The 17,278-nt window shown below is 60.8% G+C and carries 12 protein-coding genes; 9 read left to right on the top strand and 3 right to left on the bottom strand.

Going from position 1 to position 17,278, the window contains the following annotated elements; all coding sequences use genetic code 11:
• Positions 1-40: 40 nt before the first annotated feature.
• Entirely contained in the window at positions 41-1,042 is a 1,002-nt protein-coding gene (locus VUN82_12305; GenBank protein ID XAS74558.1) for a LacI family DNA-binding transcriptional regulator, read from the top strand.
• Here the strand turns inward: VUN82_12305 and VUN82_12300 are convergent.
• Together VUN82_12300 and VUN82_12295 are read right to left on the bottom strand one after the other, a co-directional pair.
• On the bottom strand, positions 1,039-1,824 hold the full coding sequence (locus VUN82_12300; GenBank protein ID XAS74557.1) for an SDR family NAD(P)-dependent oxidoreductase: 786 nt from the start codon (positions 1,822-1,824) through the stop codon (positions 1,039-1,041). The genes VUN82_12305 and VUN82_12300 overlap by 4 nt on opposite strands.
• 5 nt (positions 1,825-1,829) lie before the next feature.
• On the bottom strand, positions 1,830-2,684 hold the full coding sequence (locus tag VUN82_12295) for a TIM barrel protein (GenBank protein XAS74556.1): 855 nt from the start codon (positions 2,682-2,684) through the stop codon (positions 1,830-1,832).
• 188 nt (positions 2,685-2,872) lie between these two features.
• Between VUN82_12295 and VUN82_12290 the strand changes: the two genes are divergently transcribed.
• The 3 genes from VUN82_12290 (at position 2,873) to VUN82_12280 (ending at position 8,762) form a co-directional block, all read left to right on the top strand.
• Positions 2,873-4,174, top strand: a complete 1,302-nt coding sequence (locus tag VUN82_12290) for an MFS transporter (protein XAS74555.1) — start codon at positions 2,873-2,875, stop codon at positions 4,172-4,174.
• Between the two features lie 63 nt (positions 4,175-4,237).
• The gene (locus VUN82_12285) at positions 4,238-6,001 is read left to right on the top strand and encodes an FAD-dependent oxidoreductase (protein ID XAS74554.1); all 1,764 of its coding nucleotides are present in this window, start codon (positions 4,238-4,240) and stop codon (positions 5,999-6,001) included.
• Positions 6,002-6,296: 295 nt separating this feature from the next.
• Positions 6,297-8,762: a glycoside hydrolase family 2 TIM barrel-domain containing protein gene (locus VUN82_12280; GenBank protein XAS74553.1), complete on the top strand. Its 2,466-nt coding sequence runs from the start codon at positions 6,297-6,299 to the stop codon at positions 8,760-8,762.
• A 57-nt stretch (positions 8,763-8,819) separates the two neighbouring features.
• Here the strand turns inward: VUN82_12280 and VUN82_12275 are convergent, their stop codons facing one another.
• Positions 8,820-9,413, bottom strand: coding sequence for a TetR/AcrR family transcriptional regulator (locus VUN82_12275; GenBank protein ID XAS74552.1), 594 nt, complete (start codon positions 9,411-9,413; stop codon positions 8,820-8,822).
• 186 nt (positions 9,414-9,599) lie between these two features.
• On the opposite strand from VUN82_12275, the gene VUN82_12270 reads away from it, so the two are divergent.
• The 5 genes from VUN82_12270 to VUN82_12250 all read left to right on the top strand — a co-directional run bounded on the left by VUN82_12270 (position 9,600) and on the right by VUN82_12250 (position 17,266).
• On the top strand, positions 9,600-11,771 hold the full coding sequence (locus VUN82_12270) for a hypothetical protein (GenBank protein XAS74551.1): 2,172 nt from the start codon (positions 9,600-9,602) through the stop codon (positions 11,769-11,771).
• A gap of 26 nt (positions 11,772-11,797) precedes the next feature.
• Positions 11,798-13,921, top strand: coding sequence for a beta-galactosidase (locus VUN82_12265; GenBank protein ID XAS74550.1), 2,124 nt, complete (start codon positions 11,798-11,800; stop codon positions 13,919-13,921).
• 135 nt (positions 13,922-14,056) lie between these two features.
• The gene (locus tag VUN82_12260; GenBank protein XAS74549.1) at positions 14,057-15,388 is read left to right on the top strand and encodes an extracellular solute-binding protein; all 1,332 of its coding nucleotides are present in this window, start codon (positions 14,057-14,059) and stop codon (positions 15,386-15,388) included.
• Entirely contained in the window at positions 15,388-16,323 is a 936-nt protein-coding gene (locus VUN82_12255; GenBank protein ID XAS74548.1) for a sugar ABC transporter permease, read from the top strand. Before VUN82_12260 ends, VUN82_12255 begins: the two co-directional genes overlap by 1 nt.
• Before the next feature lie 31 nt (positions 16,324-16,354).
• Positions 16,355-17,266 (top strand): carbohydrate ABC transporter permease, encoded by a 912-nt coding sequence (locus VUN82_12250; GenBank protein XAS74547.1) that lies wholly within the window; start codon positions 16,355-16,357, stop codon positions 17,264-17,266.
• The last annotated feature ends 12 nt before the right edge of the window (positions 17,267-17,278 follow it).

Below are 17,278 nucleotides of genomic sequence, written 5' to 3'. Positions count from 1 at the left end.
CATCGGGACCCGACCTGATCTGGTGAAATACGATGGTGGAATGGTAACCAGCGTTGACGTGGCCCGTCATTTGGGATTGTCGCAGTCGACAGTGTCCCGTGCCCTTCGGGGCCATCCATCCGTTGCCCCGGCTACGAAAGCGCGGATTCTTTCCGTGGCACGGGAGCTTGGGTATGTGCCCGATGCTGCTGCCCGGATGATGGTGACGCGGCGGACACACGCCGTTGGTGTGGTAGTTGCTGACCTGACCAGCCCTATTTATCCGGTCATTGTTGAGTCGTTGCAGAATCGGCTTCTTGAGCGCGGGTATCGGATGGTCCTCATCCGGGACCCGGACATTTCACCTGACCCTGAGGCAGTTGATGTCCTGGACAGTGCAACGGTGGACGGAATGATTTTTGTTTCGGCCCGGGAATCTTCTGCCGCCGTCCGCAGGGTGTTGGAGCGCGGGACACCGGCGGTTTTGCTTAGCCGTGACGATACGACTGTTGAGGTCGAGGCGGTCCTTGCCGATGACCGACGCGCTGGCGAGCTCGTCGTGGCCCATCTCGAAGGCCTGGGGCACAAGAGCATCGGTCTCCTGACCACGTTGAGGGACCGGTCCAATGGCCGGGACCGTGAGGACGGGTTCCGGGCGGCCATGGGACGGCGTGGACTTCAGGTTCGTGAGGACTGGATTCGGCATCTGAGGCTAACCCATGAAGAAGGGGTCCGGGCCGCGCTGGAGTTGTTGGATACCCAGGACCGGCCGACGGCAATTTATTGCGTGACGGATGCTTTGGCGTTTGCCGTGTTGGACGCCGCTGCGCAACTGGGGATCAGTGTTCCCCAGCAGCTTTCCGTGGTGGGGTTCGATGATTCCGGGCCGGCGCGGTGGGCTTTCATCAACCTCACCACTGTGCATCAGCCGATCCCGGAGATGTCGTATCTGGCAGTGGACCGTCTTGCTGGGAGGATCGAAGGTGAGCCTCCCAGCGAAACGATGAAGACGGTGTTTCCGGTCCATATGCAGGTGCGGGGGACGACGGGACCGCCCGCTTAGGCGGTGTTGCGGCCGCCGCTGAGGTCCAGTGTCTGGCCTGTCATGTAGCTGGCCTCGGTGGATAGCAGCCATGAGGCCAGAGCCGAGAATTCTTCCGGTAGCCCGACTCTTCCCATGGGAACCTTGGCGAGGAGTTGGGCGTTTCGTTCCGGGCTCAGGTCCTGAAGGAGCCGGGTTTTCATCATGGACGGGGCGATGGAATTGACCGTAACACCGTAAGGTGCCACCTCTTTGGCTGCCGTTTTCACCAGTGCGACCAGGCCCGCCTTGGAAGCCGAGTAGGCGGCCTGGTGCGGATTCCCTTCACGCGCGGAAATGGATGACAGGATGGCAATCCTGCCGTAGGCCTGCTTGGTGAGGACCGGCAGGATGCTGGCCAGACCGTGGAGGCAGCCGTCCAGATTCACGCTCAGGGTTCTGGCCCATCCTTCTGCCGGCATCTCCGTCACGGGAACCTCCGGTCCCTGGATGCCGTGGGCAAAGAGCGCCCCGTCGATCCTGCCGTACCGCTGCAGAACGGCCTGCACGGTGTGGTCCCAGTCCTGCCTTTGGGTGACATTCAGGGCCATGCAGTTCGACGGACTGCTGCCGTCACCCCGGCCGCCGGCATTGACGTCCGTGCATACAACTGTGGCACCTTCGCGTGCCAGCCGGTCCGCGGTGTCCGAGCCGAGGCCGCCGGCGGCGCCGGTCACGAGGATCACCTGGTCCTGGAAGCGACCGGGCCAATAGGTCTCCGGGGTTGCGGTTCGGGTTGTTTTTTCTTGGGTGAGTTCGCTCATGGTGTTCACTTCGTTTCGGTTTTCGGGGGGGTGCGGGTCAGCGTTGCGGCTGCCTCATAGAGGTGTTGGAGGTGGGCAAATGTGCCTTGCGCCTCGACGGCCAGGACGTCAGGGACTTCGACGCTGATCGGCGTGTCCGGGAAGAGGTCCAGGATCTCCCTGAGGGGGAAGACACCCTCCCCTGGCGCTAGCCTCTTTGACCGGGATTCGATCTGCCGGGGGGATCCGTTGACGTCCTGTCCCAAGGGCATGGCACGCGGGACCGGCAAGTCCGGGGTGTCGGCTGGGCCGTCACATAGCTGGATGACAGTCACTGCCCCTGCCGGCAGATGCTCCAGTTCGCCAATCCTGCCGCCGGCACGCACGAAGTGAAGAACATCGAGCATGATTCCGCATCCCGTTTGCTGGACAAGCAGTCCCGCTCCAGGCACGGTTGCCAGGGGCTGGTAGGAGATCGGCTCAACGGAGGGCCTGATCCCGAACGCGCGGGCATCTTCGACCAGCGCCGCAAGGCTGTCCCTTAGCCGGCCCCCATCCGGATCACTTCCGATCACGTTCAGAACACTCGCACCCAGGGCAGCTCCCGCTTCAAGCACGGGCTCCCATTCGGCGCGTCCACGGTTCCCGTTGAGCGTGAATACCTCCACATCACGCACCGCTATTCCCGTCCCTGCGAGACGATCAATCGTGTGTACAAACATGGTGGAGCCAATCGCCATGGGGTAGGTCGATTCGCCCTTGGTCGCGGGGTAAACGCGGATGCCCACAGAGGTGAAGCCGGCGTTAGCCGCAGCCTGGACCAGTTCGGGCGGGCTCAGATGCAACGCTGACAAGTGGGCCAGACCAATGGTTCTGTTCATAACTTCCGTCCTGCTTAATGGGTGTTTGACCGCGATCCAACGATGCGCGTATGATCAAAATCACTAAATGACTGCGTAGTCATTAAAGCACTTATCCCACTCGCCGGCAAAGGTGCCGAGCTACAGAAAGGTTGCGGTGAACCGCAATGACGACTCCCCAAACCCCCAGCACAGGGAGCACTGCCGCCATGAGCACTCCCACCCATCCCCCGGTAACGATCAGCGCCAGGGCAGGCCGCCGTGCAGCACTGGCCAGCACAGTCGGCGCAGTCGTTGACTGGTACGACTTCTTTCTCTATGGCACAGCCGCTGCCGTTGTCTTCGGTCCCCTGTACTTCCCGTCCGACAACCAAGTTGCCGGCCTGCTGGCATCCATGGGTTCCTTCGCCGTCGGGTTCCTGTTCCGCCCACTGGGCGGGGCCATCTTCGGCCACTTCGGTGACAAGTACGGCCGCCGCACCATGCTCTTCATCACCGTCATCATGATGGGCCTGGCCAGCACGGCCATCGGGTTGCTCCCCGGTTACGCTGCCATCGGTGTCGCCGCGCCCATCCTGCTGGTGACCCTGCGGGCCATCCAAGGAATGGCTGTCGGCGGGGAATGGGGCGGAGCCGCCCTGATGGCGGTGGAAAACGCACCCGCAGGTAAGCGGAACTTCCTGGCGACCGGCGTCCAGATCGGCTCATTCGTCGGCTTGCTGCTCGGCACCGCGGCGTTCTCGCTGGTCACCGCCATGACCACCCCAGAACAGTTCCTTGCCTGGGGCTGGCGGCTGCCATTCCTGATCAGCATCCTCTTCGCCCTCGTCGGCCTCTGGATCAGGGCAGGCGTGCCGGAATCAGCGGAGTTTGCCGCAGCCAAGGAAGAACACAAAGCCGCCCAGGCACCTTTGGCCGAAGCCCTGAGGACAAGCCCGAAAAAGATCCTGGCAGTGATCGGAATGCGAATGGTGGACCAAAGCACCTTCTACATGGGCTTCACGTTCTCACTCGCCTACGTCAAGAACTTCACAGACACGCCGTCCTCAACCGTCCTGACCGCTTCCATGGTCGCCATGGTCCTGGCCATTCCCTTCCTTGCCCTCTGGGGCCGACTCGCGGACAAGTTCGGCCGGAAATGGTTCTACATCATCGGCCCACTGGCCGCAGCACTTGCAGCAGCCCCGTTCTTCGCGGCCCTAGAAAGCGGTGAGCTGGTCCCGATGATCCTTGGCTTCGTCGCGTTGATCAACCTCGGACACAATATCTCCACCTGCGTCCAGCAAACGTGGTTCACCGACATGTTCGACGTCCGGATCCGATACAGCGGCGCAGGATTTGCCTACGCACTGGCTGGTGCCGTCGGCGGTTTTATTCCCCTGATCGCCACCGCCCTGATGGCAAGCAGCGGCAGCTGGGTCCCGGCAGCAGCACTCCTTGCAGGGCTATGCCTCATAGCACTGGTCTCCAGCCTTTGGTCCTATAAGTGGGCCAACAAAGAACACCGCTGAACCCAGCAGTACCCAACCAGCCCGTACACGAGACCAACAAACAACATTGAAGGCCAGAACCGAGTGAAGACCACCAAAACCATCGAATCAAGCGCAACCTCCGGCACCACGTTCGACTGCGACGTCCTCGTCATCGGATCGGGCGCAGGCGGCCTCTCAGCTGCGGTCACAGCGGCCTACCACGGGCTGAAAGTCATCGTCGTGGAAAAGGCGCACGTCTGTGGCGGTGCCACGTCCTGGTCCGGCGGCTGGGCCTGGACCCCTGGAAACCCGTTGGCCACGGCCGCAGGAATCAAGGAGGACCCCGAACTCTTCCGCACCTACCTGCGCCACCGCCTCGGCAAGAACTACAACGCGGAAAGGATCGAGGCCTTCCTTGAAGCAGTCCCCCACATGGTTGGGTTCTTCCATAACAAGACCAGCCTCCAATTCGTCCCCGGGGCCAAGATCAAAGACATCTATGGCCAGACTCCTGGCGCGGGCACCGGAAACCGCTCTGTCGGCCCCAAACCCCTCAATGCACGCAATATCAAGCCCGAGCTACGTTCAAAGGCGCGCCACCAGCTCTACGAAACCTCGTTCCTGGGCATGGGCATCATGGCCGGACCTGACCTCACTAAATTCCTTTCGGCATCCCAGGGCAACATCCAGGGCCTGCTCCACGCAACATGGCGGGTGGGACGGCATGTTCTGGATCTGCTCATCCATCGTCGCAACATGCAACTCGTCAACGGCACCGCCCTCACCGCCAGGCTGTTGAAGTCAGCTGACGATCTTGGTGCTGACATCCGCGTCTCCACACCAGCCCAACACTTACTCACCGATAAGGAAGGCAAGGTGAGCGGCGCCGTCGTACATTCACCCGACGGAAGGTACACCATCAACGCTTCGCGCGGCGTCGTGCTCGCGACGGGCGGCTTCCCGAACGACGTGGCCCGCCGCGCAGAACTATTCCCTAAAACCCCCACGGGCAAGGAACACTGGACCCTGGCACCCAAGGAAGCCACCGGAGACGGCATAACGATGGCCCAGGCCGTAGGGGCAAGCTTCAACACCAACGTCGAATCGCCTGCCGCCTGGTGCCCGGTCTCCCTGGTTCCCTACCGCAACGGCCGCACAGGAACATTCCCCCACATCATGGACCGCGCCAAACCAGGCAGCATCGGCGTGCTCCGCAATGGAAAACGGTTCGTCAACGAAGCCAACGGCTACTACGACTACGTCGAAGGAATGCTCAAAGCAACGCCCGACGGCGAACCCGTCGAAGCCTGGCAAATCGCCGACGCCGCCTACGTCCGCAAGTTCCCCCTGGGAATGGCCAAACCACTGCCCGTCCCACTGTTCCCCTACCTCCGATCCGGCTACCTGAAAAAGGGCGACACGATCGAAGAACTGGCCACCGCCTGCGGCATTAATCCAACAGCATTGGCGCAAACCGTGGCGGACTTCAACGAAAACGCCCGCAAAGGCATCGACCCCGAATTCAACCGGGGAACCACCGAATTCAACCGATACGGCGGAGACCCCAAGAACACCCCCAACCCATCCCTCCGAGCCGTGGAAAAGGGTCCGTTCTACGCCGTCAAGGTTCTCCCCGGCTCCTTCGGCACCTTTGCCGGCCTCGCCACCGATCCGCGCGGGCGTGCCTTGGACAATGCAGGGCGAGCCATCAACGGACTCTACGTCGCCGGCAACGACCAAGCCTCAGTCATGGGCGGCCACTACCCCGCCGGCGGCATCAACCTCGGCCCCGCCCTCACCTTTGGATACATCGCAGGACGCGACCTGGCCGGCGTCACGGACTACGAAGACGGGACGTCAGCTTAGGCCTGTCGAACCTTGCCAATAGTTACCATGGCGGTTACTATTCAATTCAAGCTTCCCAGTTCGCGTAGCTGCTGCCCAATCACCAACGTGCACCTGAAGCAACGAGACCATGGGCGTGTCGCCAGATCTCAGGCTCTGCCCATGCCCGAGCGGAGAGTCAGTACTTCCGCGTCCCCCAGCAAAGGTCATTTTGCGCTGCCCTGCCTTTGACCTGCTCCGGCCTCTGCAGCGGCTGTTGCATGCGCAACCGTGGGAAGCCCGTCCACGGAACACCCAAGACCGACAGGAAGAGATTATGACGAAGGACCTCACCGAATACAGGCAGCCCACACGCGTTTCCTTCAACAGTGGGTGGTCCGTTCGCCCGAAAATCGGCTTCTTCTCCGAGTTGCGCCCCGGCCAGGCACCACCGGAATCTATCTGCCTACCTCACGACGCGCTTGTGGGATCAGCACGGATTCCCAGCGATAACGGGTCGAACACCGGCTACGTCCCCGGGGGTGCGTTCGCGTACTCGAAGGAGTTCGATGTGCCGTCCGAGTGGAGCGATTGCCACGTCGCGGTCGACTTTGAGGGCGTCTACCGCGACGCGATGGTTTTCGTAAATGACGACTTCGTGGCCCAACGCCCGTACGGCTACTCCGGTTTCCGCGTGGACATGACCCCCCACCTACGCCATGGGGAACGGAATGTCATCCGGGTTGAGGCACGCGCGCACGAGGACTCACGCTGGTACAGCGGTGTGGGCATTTACCGTGATGTCTGGCTCACTGTCGCCGGCGACGTGCATCTCGACTACGCGGGCGTCCAGATCACGACCCCTGACCTTGATGCTGACCTGGGCGTCGCAGCCATAGCGACGACGCTGCGCAACTCCGGGGCCCGACCGCGAACAGTGCGGGTTCACGTTGACATCCTTGACCAGGAACAGGTGTTGGTCGCGCAAACTGAGGCCCCCGTAACTGTCCTTCCGGCTGAGTCCGCGGTGCTGCGCCAGCGTCTGACCATCAAGAACCCACAGCTGTGGGACGTCAATGATCCCAACCTTTACACAGCGGTGACCCGCGTGTTCGACGGCGGCGACGAGCTTGAGCTTTCCACCACCGCGTTTGGCTTCCGCACGCTGCAACTGGATACCGCGCACGGCCTGCGCCTGAACGGACGGACCGTTAAACTGCGGGGCGCGTGCATTCACCATGACAATGGACCCCTCGGCGCAGCCACCATCCGCAGGGCAGAAGAACGCCGCGTCGAACTGCTCAAGAAGGCCGGATTCAACGCCATCAGGAGTAGCCATAACCCCCTCAGCCCCGCCATGCTCGACGCTTGCGACCGCCAGGGGCTACTTGTCATCGATGAGGCCTTCGACGTTTGGACCGAGTCCAAATCATCCTTTGACTATTCACTGCGCTTCGCTGACTGGTGGGAGCGCGACGTCGAAGCGATGGTGCTCAAAGACGCCAACCACCCCAGCGTCATCATGTATTCGATCGGGAATGAGATTCCCGAGACCGGAAACTCCCTGGGCGCAGTGTGGGGCAGGCGCATCACTGAGAAGATCCGTCAGTTGGATCCCACCCGCTTCACAACGAACGGCATGAATCCGATGGTCTCCGTCATCCACCGCCTCGCCGAGGCGGGAAGGAACATGGAAGGCGGCGTCAACTCAGCCATGAATCAGATGGGCGATTTGATGAAGGACATCGCGACGTCGGACCTGGTCACCAACAGCACTGAGGAGTCTTTTGCGGTAGTCGACGTTGCCGGACTCAACTATGGAGAGAGCAGGTACGAGCTGGACCGTAAGCTGTTCCCGAACCGCCTCATCGTGGGGACCGAGACTTTCCCCGCAAAGATCAGTGAGAACTGGGTGGCCATTGAACAGAACTCACATCTCATCGGCGACTTCACCTGGACAGGATGGGACTACCTGGGTGAGGCCGGTATAGGACGCGTCAACTACGCTGACGAAGGACCCCAGTCCTTCGGTGCACCATTCCCTTGGCGGACCGCGTGGTGCGGGGACATCGACATTACCGGACATCGCCGGCCTGTTTCCTACTTCCGTGAAATTGTGTTCGGTCTCAGGGCCGAGCCCTACATCGCTGTGCATCCCCCCGAAAATTTCATGCGGGAGGCACGCCCCACTCAATGGTCTTTCAGCGACGCAGTTGCAACATGGGATTGGGATGTTGCCGAGGGAACACCGATGCGCATCGAGGTTTACAGCGCAGCGCCTGAGGTGGAACTGCAGATCAACGGCAAGAGTACAGGAGTCCGCCCGACAGGCCCCGCGAACGGGTTCAAGGCGATCTTCGAAACCGAATTCGCCGCTGGCGAGGTAACGGCTATTGCCAGAAATGCCGACGGATCGGAGGCAAGATGGAGCCTCACGACTCCGGAGGGCTTGCCCACCCTCCGGGTTCGAACCGATCGGACCACCATCGACGCCTCCGACGGCGATCTCGCGTTCGTCGACATATCCCTGGAAGACGATGCGGGCCGCGTCTTCAGACAGGGAGCGGAGCCCTTCTCTGTTGTAGTGGAGGGCGACGGCGTGTTGCAGGGGGTCGGTAATGGCAACCCGCAGTCACAGGATTCCTTCCGCTCCGACGTCGGCAACACCTACGAGGGAAGGGCACTGGCAATCGTGCGCCCCACCGGAGCAGGTGAAATCACCATCACGGTGAAAGGCGCGAACCAAACGGCCACGATCACTGTCACAGCCGTGGACCGCTTGGTGCATGCCCTGGTGCACTGAGGCCAGTTCTACCCATGATGTAAATTGACCCACTGTCCCCGCCGCTGCCGGAAGCCATCACGGCGGGGTCAGTGCGTCAGGACCCAGGACTGCCCGGATGTTCCATTCCAAATGGGCTCGAATGTCGAACTCAGGTCCGTGCTGCCACTGGAATTGCAAACCTTCCCAGCACGCGAGGAGAACGCGGGCTGCCACGTGCGCATCTATGTCAGCCGGTACCTTGCCTTCGCCCTGCAGGCGTTCAATATCGGTCGCTATGACCTGCAGGGATCGGGCCATTCGCTCTTGGAAGTAGGGGTTCGCGGGGTTTTCCCGGTCGACGGCGGCGCCCGCCATTTCCGCATAAAGAAGCGGAATGTGGGGGCGGCGAACACCTACTTCCGCACGACGGCCCATATCAGCGATAGCTCCGGCCTCATGACCAACGCTGCGGATGTTCTCGTCGTCAAACTGCTTCAAGGCAGAGATCCACAGACTTTCCTTGGTGGGGAAATGGTAGAAGACCGTCGGCTCGCTGGCCCCGGCCATTTGGGCAACCTCGGAGACCGTGACATTCCGATGCCCCTTGGCCTGCACAAGATTGAGCGCCGCCGCGCTGAGCGCTTCCCGGCGCTTGTTCGACTTTGCGTACTCCCCCCGCTTTTCCGCCATATCAAGTCCTTTCGTGAAAACTATTGATTCGTTTCAAACCTTAACGCTATCCTCTAAGCAGAAATTATAGTTGACTCAGAATTCGGGTCAAAGCGTCGAGGAGGCAAAGATGCCCAAACACTGTCAACCGCTTAAGGTGACACGCCCTGGCCAGATATCGTTTGACGACCTGCGTGGGGTACGCGCATGAAAATCAATCGGCGCAGCACCGTGTGCCGTCATAATCCCGTGCTCACACAGGCGCACGCTACCAACACGCTGAGCGTGGGCAACGGCGACGTTGCCATGACCGTGGACATTTCCGGGCTACAGACTTTTCCGGCGTTTCACGAACTCCGGCCGGATCCACTGCGGAATGCCGACGACGGCAGCAGGGGCCTGCCTGAACAACAGATACGGCCCTTTAACGTGGACGACTTCCAAATCCCCCTTCGCACTCAATCGAGCTGGGGCTGGTACAGCACCCGGAGCGGACAGGAATTTTCTCAGGAAGATGCCACCACCATGCACCAAACCCCCAGGGGCCCGGTACCCTACCTGGATCGAATGGGGCTGCAACGCGCCGCCGATCCAATTCCCGACGAACTGAGCGCAAGTGCCTGGTTCGCCTTCAACCCCAGAAGGATGCATCTGGGCCGCCTCGCGCTGGATGCAACCGAGGCAGGTCCCCGGATAGTCCATCCGAACGAACTGGAGGGCGCACAAACTGAACTCGACTTGTGGTCCGGCACAGTGCGTGCCGGTTATCAGCTCCAAGGCGTACCTGTCGAAGTAGCCACCACGGCGCATCCCACCGCCCAGAGTTTCGCAACGAGAATCAGATCAGAACTGCTGCGCAGCGGACTGGCAGTGTCCTGGATCTTCGACCCCCAGCGCGATGACTTGGCCCCGTTCGAACTCCCGTTGGCCGAGAGCGTGCGTTGGGAAGAGACATCACCCGGGACATGGCTGGCCCGCAGAGTTGTGGAATCCACAACCTACGAAGTCCGAGTGGAGACAACGGGTACGTTATGCCTGCTCGACGGCGGGACCCGCGTGATGGCAGTTACCGATGAGGACGAGCTCGAAGTCGTCGTTACCTTACAGCCCGTTCCGGCGCCTCAACCGACTGACTCTCCCCGCACTTTTGAGGCAGTCAGTACCGCCGCCGCTTCTGCATGGGAGGACTACTGGCTGAGCGGTGCCGCCGTAAGCTTCGACGGAAGCACAGACGCAGGCGCCACGGAGCTTGAACGCCGGGTTGTGCTGTCCCAGTACCTCCTCGCAGTGAATAGCGCTGGAGGGACGCCGCCTGCAGAAACAGGGTTGACTTACAACACCTGGTGCGGGAAGTTCCACCTCGAAATGCATTGGTGGCATGGCGCCCATTTCCCGTTGTGGGGGCGCGGGGCACTCCTTGAACGTAGCCTCGGCTGGTACAACACAGCCCTCCCGGCTGCCCAGGAAACGGCCAGCCGCCAAGGATACAAGGGTGCCCGTTGGCCGAAGCAAACAGACCCGTCAGCGCGGGAATCGCCCAGTCATATCGGCGTGTTCCTCATATGGCAGCAGCCACATTTGATCCACCTGCTCGAACTTCTATACAGCGAGGGCCGCGAACAAGGGTTCCTCGAGGAGCATTACAGACTTATTGAAGCGACAGCCGACTTCATGGCCGACTTCGTTGAAGAGCATGACGGAACCTTTATCCTGCCACCGCCGCTTATCCCTGCCCAGGAAAGCTACCTCGTTGACCGGGCTACAAACACAGATCCCACCTTCGAACTCGCCTACTGGTCCTGGGCGCTGAACGTTGCGAATGAATGGCGGCAACGGCTGAACCTACCGATTCGTGAGGACTGGGACCTTATCGGTCGGCGCATGCATCAACCCCGGTTGATGCCCGACGGAACGTACGCTGCCTTGGCGACTCCGCCATACCTGCTGCGCAAAGACCATCCCTCCATGCTGATGGCTCTTGGCTGGTTGCCCGACACGGACATTATTGATCCCGAGGCCATGCGCGCAACCCTTGAATCCGTATGGCTGAATTGGGACCTTCAATCCAGCTGGGGATGGGACTATCCCGTCATGTCCATGTCGGCAGCACGGCTGGGAGACATGGAGAGGGCGATTCAGGCACTTCTTCTGCCGTCGCCGAAGAACCAGTTCCTCGTCAATGGGCACAATCCCCAGATCCCGGGCTTCCTCACTCTTTACCTTCCTGCCAACGGTGGCCTCCTGGCTGCGATAGCCCATCTGGCCCTTGCTGTTGATCGTGGAGCAGCACTCCCACCAGGTTGGCGACTCGCCGCGGAGGGTTTCAACACTCTGCCCCGCTTCAGCGGATACGCCGTTTCCCCCCATTCAAGCCGCTAGAACCACGCTTTTTCCTTCCATCACCAATGAGAGAGGCAGCTATGCGCTCCGCGTTCTCCACCACCCCGTGGTACGGCGGTGACTACAACCCCGAACAGTGGCCCGAATCGATATGGCCTGAAGACGTTCGCCTGATGAAGGCTGCAGGAGTCAATCTCGCAACTGTTGGCGTTTTCTCCTGGGCCATGCTGGAGCCGAAAGAGAACCAGTACGATTTCGAATGGCTCGACCGGGCCTTGGACAACCTCCACGCTGGGAACATCCGCGTCGATCTTGCAACGGCGACGGCTTCACCTCCGCCATGGTTTTCCTTGGCCTATCCGGAGTCACTTCCGGTGACAGCCGACGGCGTCCGCTTGGCCCCGGGCTCACGCCAGACATACTGCCCGAGCTCGCCAGCCTACCGTTCAGCCGCGGGACGGCTCGCACGAAAGCTTGCCGAGCGGTATGGTCAGCATCCCGCGCTGGCCCTATGGCATATCAACAACGAGTACGGATGCCATGTGGCCCGCTGCTATTGCGACGAATCGGCGGCAGCTTTCCGACGCTGGCTTGAAAAGAAATACGTCGACGTCAACGGACTCAACCATGCTTGGGGTACAGCCTTCTGGTCCCAGCGCTACGGGTCCTTCGCCGAGGTCTTGCCTCCGCGGACGACAGCAGCCTTCGCAAACCCCACCCAACTGCTCGACTTTGACCGCTTCAGCTCTGACGAACTGCTCGGCTGCTTCCTTGCCGAGAAAGCCATCCTGCGAGAAGTAACGCCGGACATACCGGTGACCACCAACTTCATGGGTGTCTTCCGCGGTGCGGACTACTGGCAATGGGCGCAACACGTCGATGTCATTTCAGATGATCTGTACCCCGATCCTGCAGACCCCGACGCGCCCCTCGGCGCAGCCATGGCGCGCGACCTCATGCGGTCCTTGGGCAGGGGCAAGCCGTGGATCCTGATGGAACAGTCCACCGGCGCTGTTATCACCCGGCCAGAGAACGCTCCCAAGACGCCAGGGCAGATGCGGGCATTGTCCTACCAGGCCATGGCCCGTGGAGCCGACGGAATTCTCTTCTTCCAGTGGCGCCAATCCGCAGCTGGCGCAGAGAAATTCCACTCAGCGATGCTGCCCCATTCCGGGACCGACACGCGGATCTGGCGCGAAGTAGCCCAGCTCGGGCACGAGCTGGACAGACTCCCCCAGCTCATGGGCAAACACGTCCCCGCCCAGGCGGCGATCGTTTTCGATTGGAACAGTTGGTGGGCCTTGGAGCAGCGCGGGCAACCAGTCGAATCCAGCTATCTCGCCCTCGTAGCTCCTTGGCACGCAGCCATGACAAGGGCCGGTATCGTGGTCGATTTCGTTCGCGGCGATGAGGACCTCGCCGCATATCCCCTCATCATCGTCCCCAACCTCCTCGTAGCAACAGACGCCCAACTTGACGCTCTGGACAAGGCCGCCAACTCCGGATCGACCGTTTTCGTCACAGCCCAATCGGCGATCCTCGATGAGTCCCTGCATGTCCGGCTGAACGGCTATCTTGGCAAGCTGCAGCAGACCCTGGGGGCGTGGATCGAAGAGTTCGTACCCCTTGCGGCTGCATGGCAGCGACCCGGCTCCATCCCGGTTCGGCCCGACGCGACCATCCCTCCAACAGTAGAAGTGCTCGGCGACGTATTTGCCGGCGGCGGCGCCACGGCTCTTGGATGGAGCGAAGCGGTACGCATCCAGGACGCAGAGGTCAAGGCGCGCTTCGGACAAGGCCACCTTAAGGGAATGCCTGCCCTCACGCGCAGATCCACGGGGAACGGCGCAGCGTGGTATTTGGCCACCCGTCTGGAACCCCGCGCGATGACCGAGCTGGTCCACACCTTGCTCGGCGAAGCAGGCATCGCATTCGATACGGCTACGGAGATACCCGACGGAGAAGGATGGGTTGAGACCGTCCGGCGCGGCGAAGTGAGCTTCGTGATCAACCATGGCTGCGTTCCTGTAACTCTCACCGCCAGAGGCACAGATCTGCTGAGCGGAGGCCCAACAGCTGGAATGGTCCTCGAGTCGCAAGGTGTGGCGGTTATCGAACACCAAGCCATCACATCCAGCGCATACCTCCAACCATCTTCGGCCTTGGTGGAGCAATCATCGTGCCCATGAAATCAGCTGTCCGCCCGGTCCGCCATTCAGGAGGCCCGGCGCCTCCGCGCTGCCAAGGCGGTCCTGAACTCGTTCCTTGAACAACAGAATCCAAAACTCCCCCACTCCTTACGTCCTTTTCAAAGGTGAGAATTCATGCGTAAAAACAGCAGTACTCCAGCAAGTCCGGCAACCATCCGGCGTCGGGCTGTTACCGTCGGCGCGGTTGCAGTCGCCGCTTCACTCTTCCTCCAGGGCTGTTCCGCTGGCGGCGGCTCCACGAACGCGTCCGGTGACAGCTCTGGTGCGGTTGAGTTGACCTTCCTTAACCAATCCCGCGGACAGGAAGCGGCCCTGAATCAGCTCGCGGAGCAGTACTCCAAGGAGAAGGGCATCAAAATCACGGTTGATTCGCCCGGCCCGACTGATTATCTGCCCAAGCTGCAGGCAAAAGCACAGTCGAAATCCATGCCTGACATCTACTCCTCTTTCAATGCAACGGACATGGCGCCCTTCTACAAGGCCGGCTGGGCGATGAACCTTCAATCGGAGTTGCAGGGAGACTGGGGCAAGAACTTCAGCCCCGCCGTGATCAACATGTCTACGTTCGCAGATGGGAATAACCTGGGTGTTCCCGCCGGAATCTACACGGCGCATTGGGAAACCCAGACGTACGGGCTCCTCCTGGACACGGCAGCGACGGGCATCGACCCCAAGGCCCTGCCAAAGACGTCCAGTGAACTCATCTCAAAACTCGCAGCGGCCAGCAAGAACGGCCAGGGCACCTTCTCTGTCGCAGCCTCGCTGACACCCCAGCTTATCCAGGGGTTCGCCTCAAACTGGCTGACGGACGATGAGATCTCCGCGACTTTTGACGGCAAGGCCAGCTGGAAGTCCGAGGGGTGGCGCAATGCCTTCCAACTGCTCGTGGATTTGAAAAAGGCCGGCGTCATTGCCAACGGCTCCCTTACGGGCGGCCAAAATGACAATCCCACCGTGGAAGCATCATTTTTCAGCAAGCATGAAGTTGGCGCCATTTTCGACGCTTCCCCCGGAGTCTCGGTCGGATTCAAGACCGCCCCCGACTACAACAGCTTCATCTCTTTGACCGTTCCGCCGGCCGCCAACGGCAAGCTTGCACCCCGCTCACCGGGCCTTCCTGGAAAGGGCGCAGTCATCAATCCGAAGGGTAAGCACCCCAAGGAAGCGCTGGAGTTCGTCAAATGGCTGACTGCTCCTTCACAGCAGAAGGTCTTCGCTGAAGTGGGTCACATCATGCCATCGAACCCTGAGCTGCTGGCAAGCGGGACACTATCGCCCCAACTTTCCGGATTTGGGGCAGGTGTTAAGGACATGCAGGTTCTGCCGAACACCATCAAGACCAACGTGAACACCGCTATCATCCGGGATGCGCAGGGCCTTGTCCTCGGCGAGCTTACGATCGACCAGGTCCTGGATGACCTGCAGGCTGCCCAGGATAAGAGCTGATGTCCCCCCACCTCGCGACATCTGCGTCGCGGCGCTCCTTCGGGGCGCCGCGACGCAGAGGCAGCGCGCGCAAGACGCTGCTCGGGCTTTTCTTCCTCTCCCCTGCGATCGTTCTGATAGCTACGTTCACCATCACTCCATTCGCGCAAGCCATCCTGCTCAGTTTCCAGAGCTGGGACGGTGTCAGCCCGGACACGCCCTTTATCGGCTGGAAGAACTACGAGTCAGTGTTTAAGAACGAAGCGTTCTGGGCATCCATGCAGAACGTCGCAGTCTTCGCTCTGGTCGGTTTCTTCATCGGTAACGGTCTCGCGATCGCCATGGCCGTGGCAGTCAACAAAGTGGTACGAGGAAAAACCTTCTTCCGGACAGTCTTCTATCTTCCCGGAGTCCTCTCGGTCGTCGTCGTTGGTTTGATCTTTACCTCGCTCTTCTCACCGCAATCCGGAGTCCTCAATCGCATGCTCGAGATCGTGGGACTCGGCGCCTTCCAACAAAACTGGCTCGGCGATCCTGCCCTCGCGCTGCCATCGGTCATTGCGGTGTTCATCTGGTTCCACTGGGGCTTCGGATTCCTGCTTTTCCTCGCAGGACTCCAGGACATTCCCTCGGAACTTTACGAAGCCGCTGAATTGGACGGGGCCAGGGCGTGGTCGAAATTCCGGTTCATCACCTGGCCGCAGCTGGCGCCTGTAACCACCATTGTCAGCCTGCTCACCCTCTTGGCGGCACTGCAGGTCTTTGGCACCGTCCAGGTGCTGACGAACGGAGGACCCGGCTATCACACGATGGTTCCGACCCTGCAAATTTATGCTGAAGCTTTTACCAACCACGAGTATGGCAGCGCTGCCGCCATGTCGGTTGTCTTCGGCGGTGCCCTCGTGCTGCTCTCTCTGGTTCAGCTTGCCGTCTCAGCCAGGCGGTCCCGGGCATGAGGACACACCAATCATCCGAAAGAAGCCTCTGATGTCATTGAAGAACACTGAAGTCGCCGAACATCGGGCTCGCATCCCCGCCGGTGCTGCACCCCAGGATCAGCACGTGCGCGTTCGCAGGAGTCGGATCCGGCCTGACAAAATCGGTCTGTACGGACTGCTGATCGTCGCAGCCCTCATAGCGCTCTTCCCCCTCCTGTGGATGGTTTCCGGCTCCCTCCAGTCGTTGGAGGAGTTACTTGCGGGAAAAAGCCTCGTGCCCCTTGATGCGCATTGGGAAAATTACGTCACGGCATGGGTGCAGGGCGATCTGGGCATGTACCTGCTCAATAGCATTACGTACACGTTGGCGGCAGTCGCCGGGATTCTCGTGGCATCGAGCATGGCCGGCTACGCCCTGGCCCGCATGGAGTTCCGGGGCAAGAGCATCTTCACAGTCGTGATTCTCGCCGTCATGATTATCCCGGCCCCGGCTATGTTCCTCGCCCAATACCGGCTACTCACCGACCTCGGGCTCACCAACAGCCGGGTAGGTTACGTCCTGATCCTCATCACTTCAGGTGTTCCCATGGCCACCTTGATCATGCGCAGCTTCTTTGCCAGCCAGCCCAAGGATCTTGAGGAAGCGGCGGCTCTTGATGGCGCTTCCTCCCTCAGGATCTTCGCCAGCGTCATCCTCCCCTTGGCCAAGCCGGGCTTGGCGGCGGTAGCTGTAATCCAAGGACTGGCTGCATGGAACGAATATCTAATGGCCCTTGTTCTCTTCGACGACAATTCACTCATGCCCATACAGCGAGGCCTGACCAGCTTCGATTCGGCAGAAACACCGCAACAACAAATCCTCCTGGCGGCAACTGCGATATCGATTGTTCCCGTCATCGTCTTCTATCTGCTGGCGCAGCGGCACATCGTCAAAGGAATCGGGGCAGGCGCCATCAAATAATCCAAGGCAGAG

The organism is Micrococcaceae bacterium Sec5.1, assembly GCA_039636795.1.
Lineage (GTDB): Bacteria > Actinomycetota > Actinomycetes > Actinomycetales > Micrococcaceae > Arthrobacter.
Note: the sequence above shows the minus strand (reverse complement) of the source record. Positions and strands in the feature narration are given on the sequence as shown.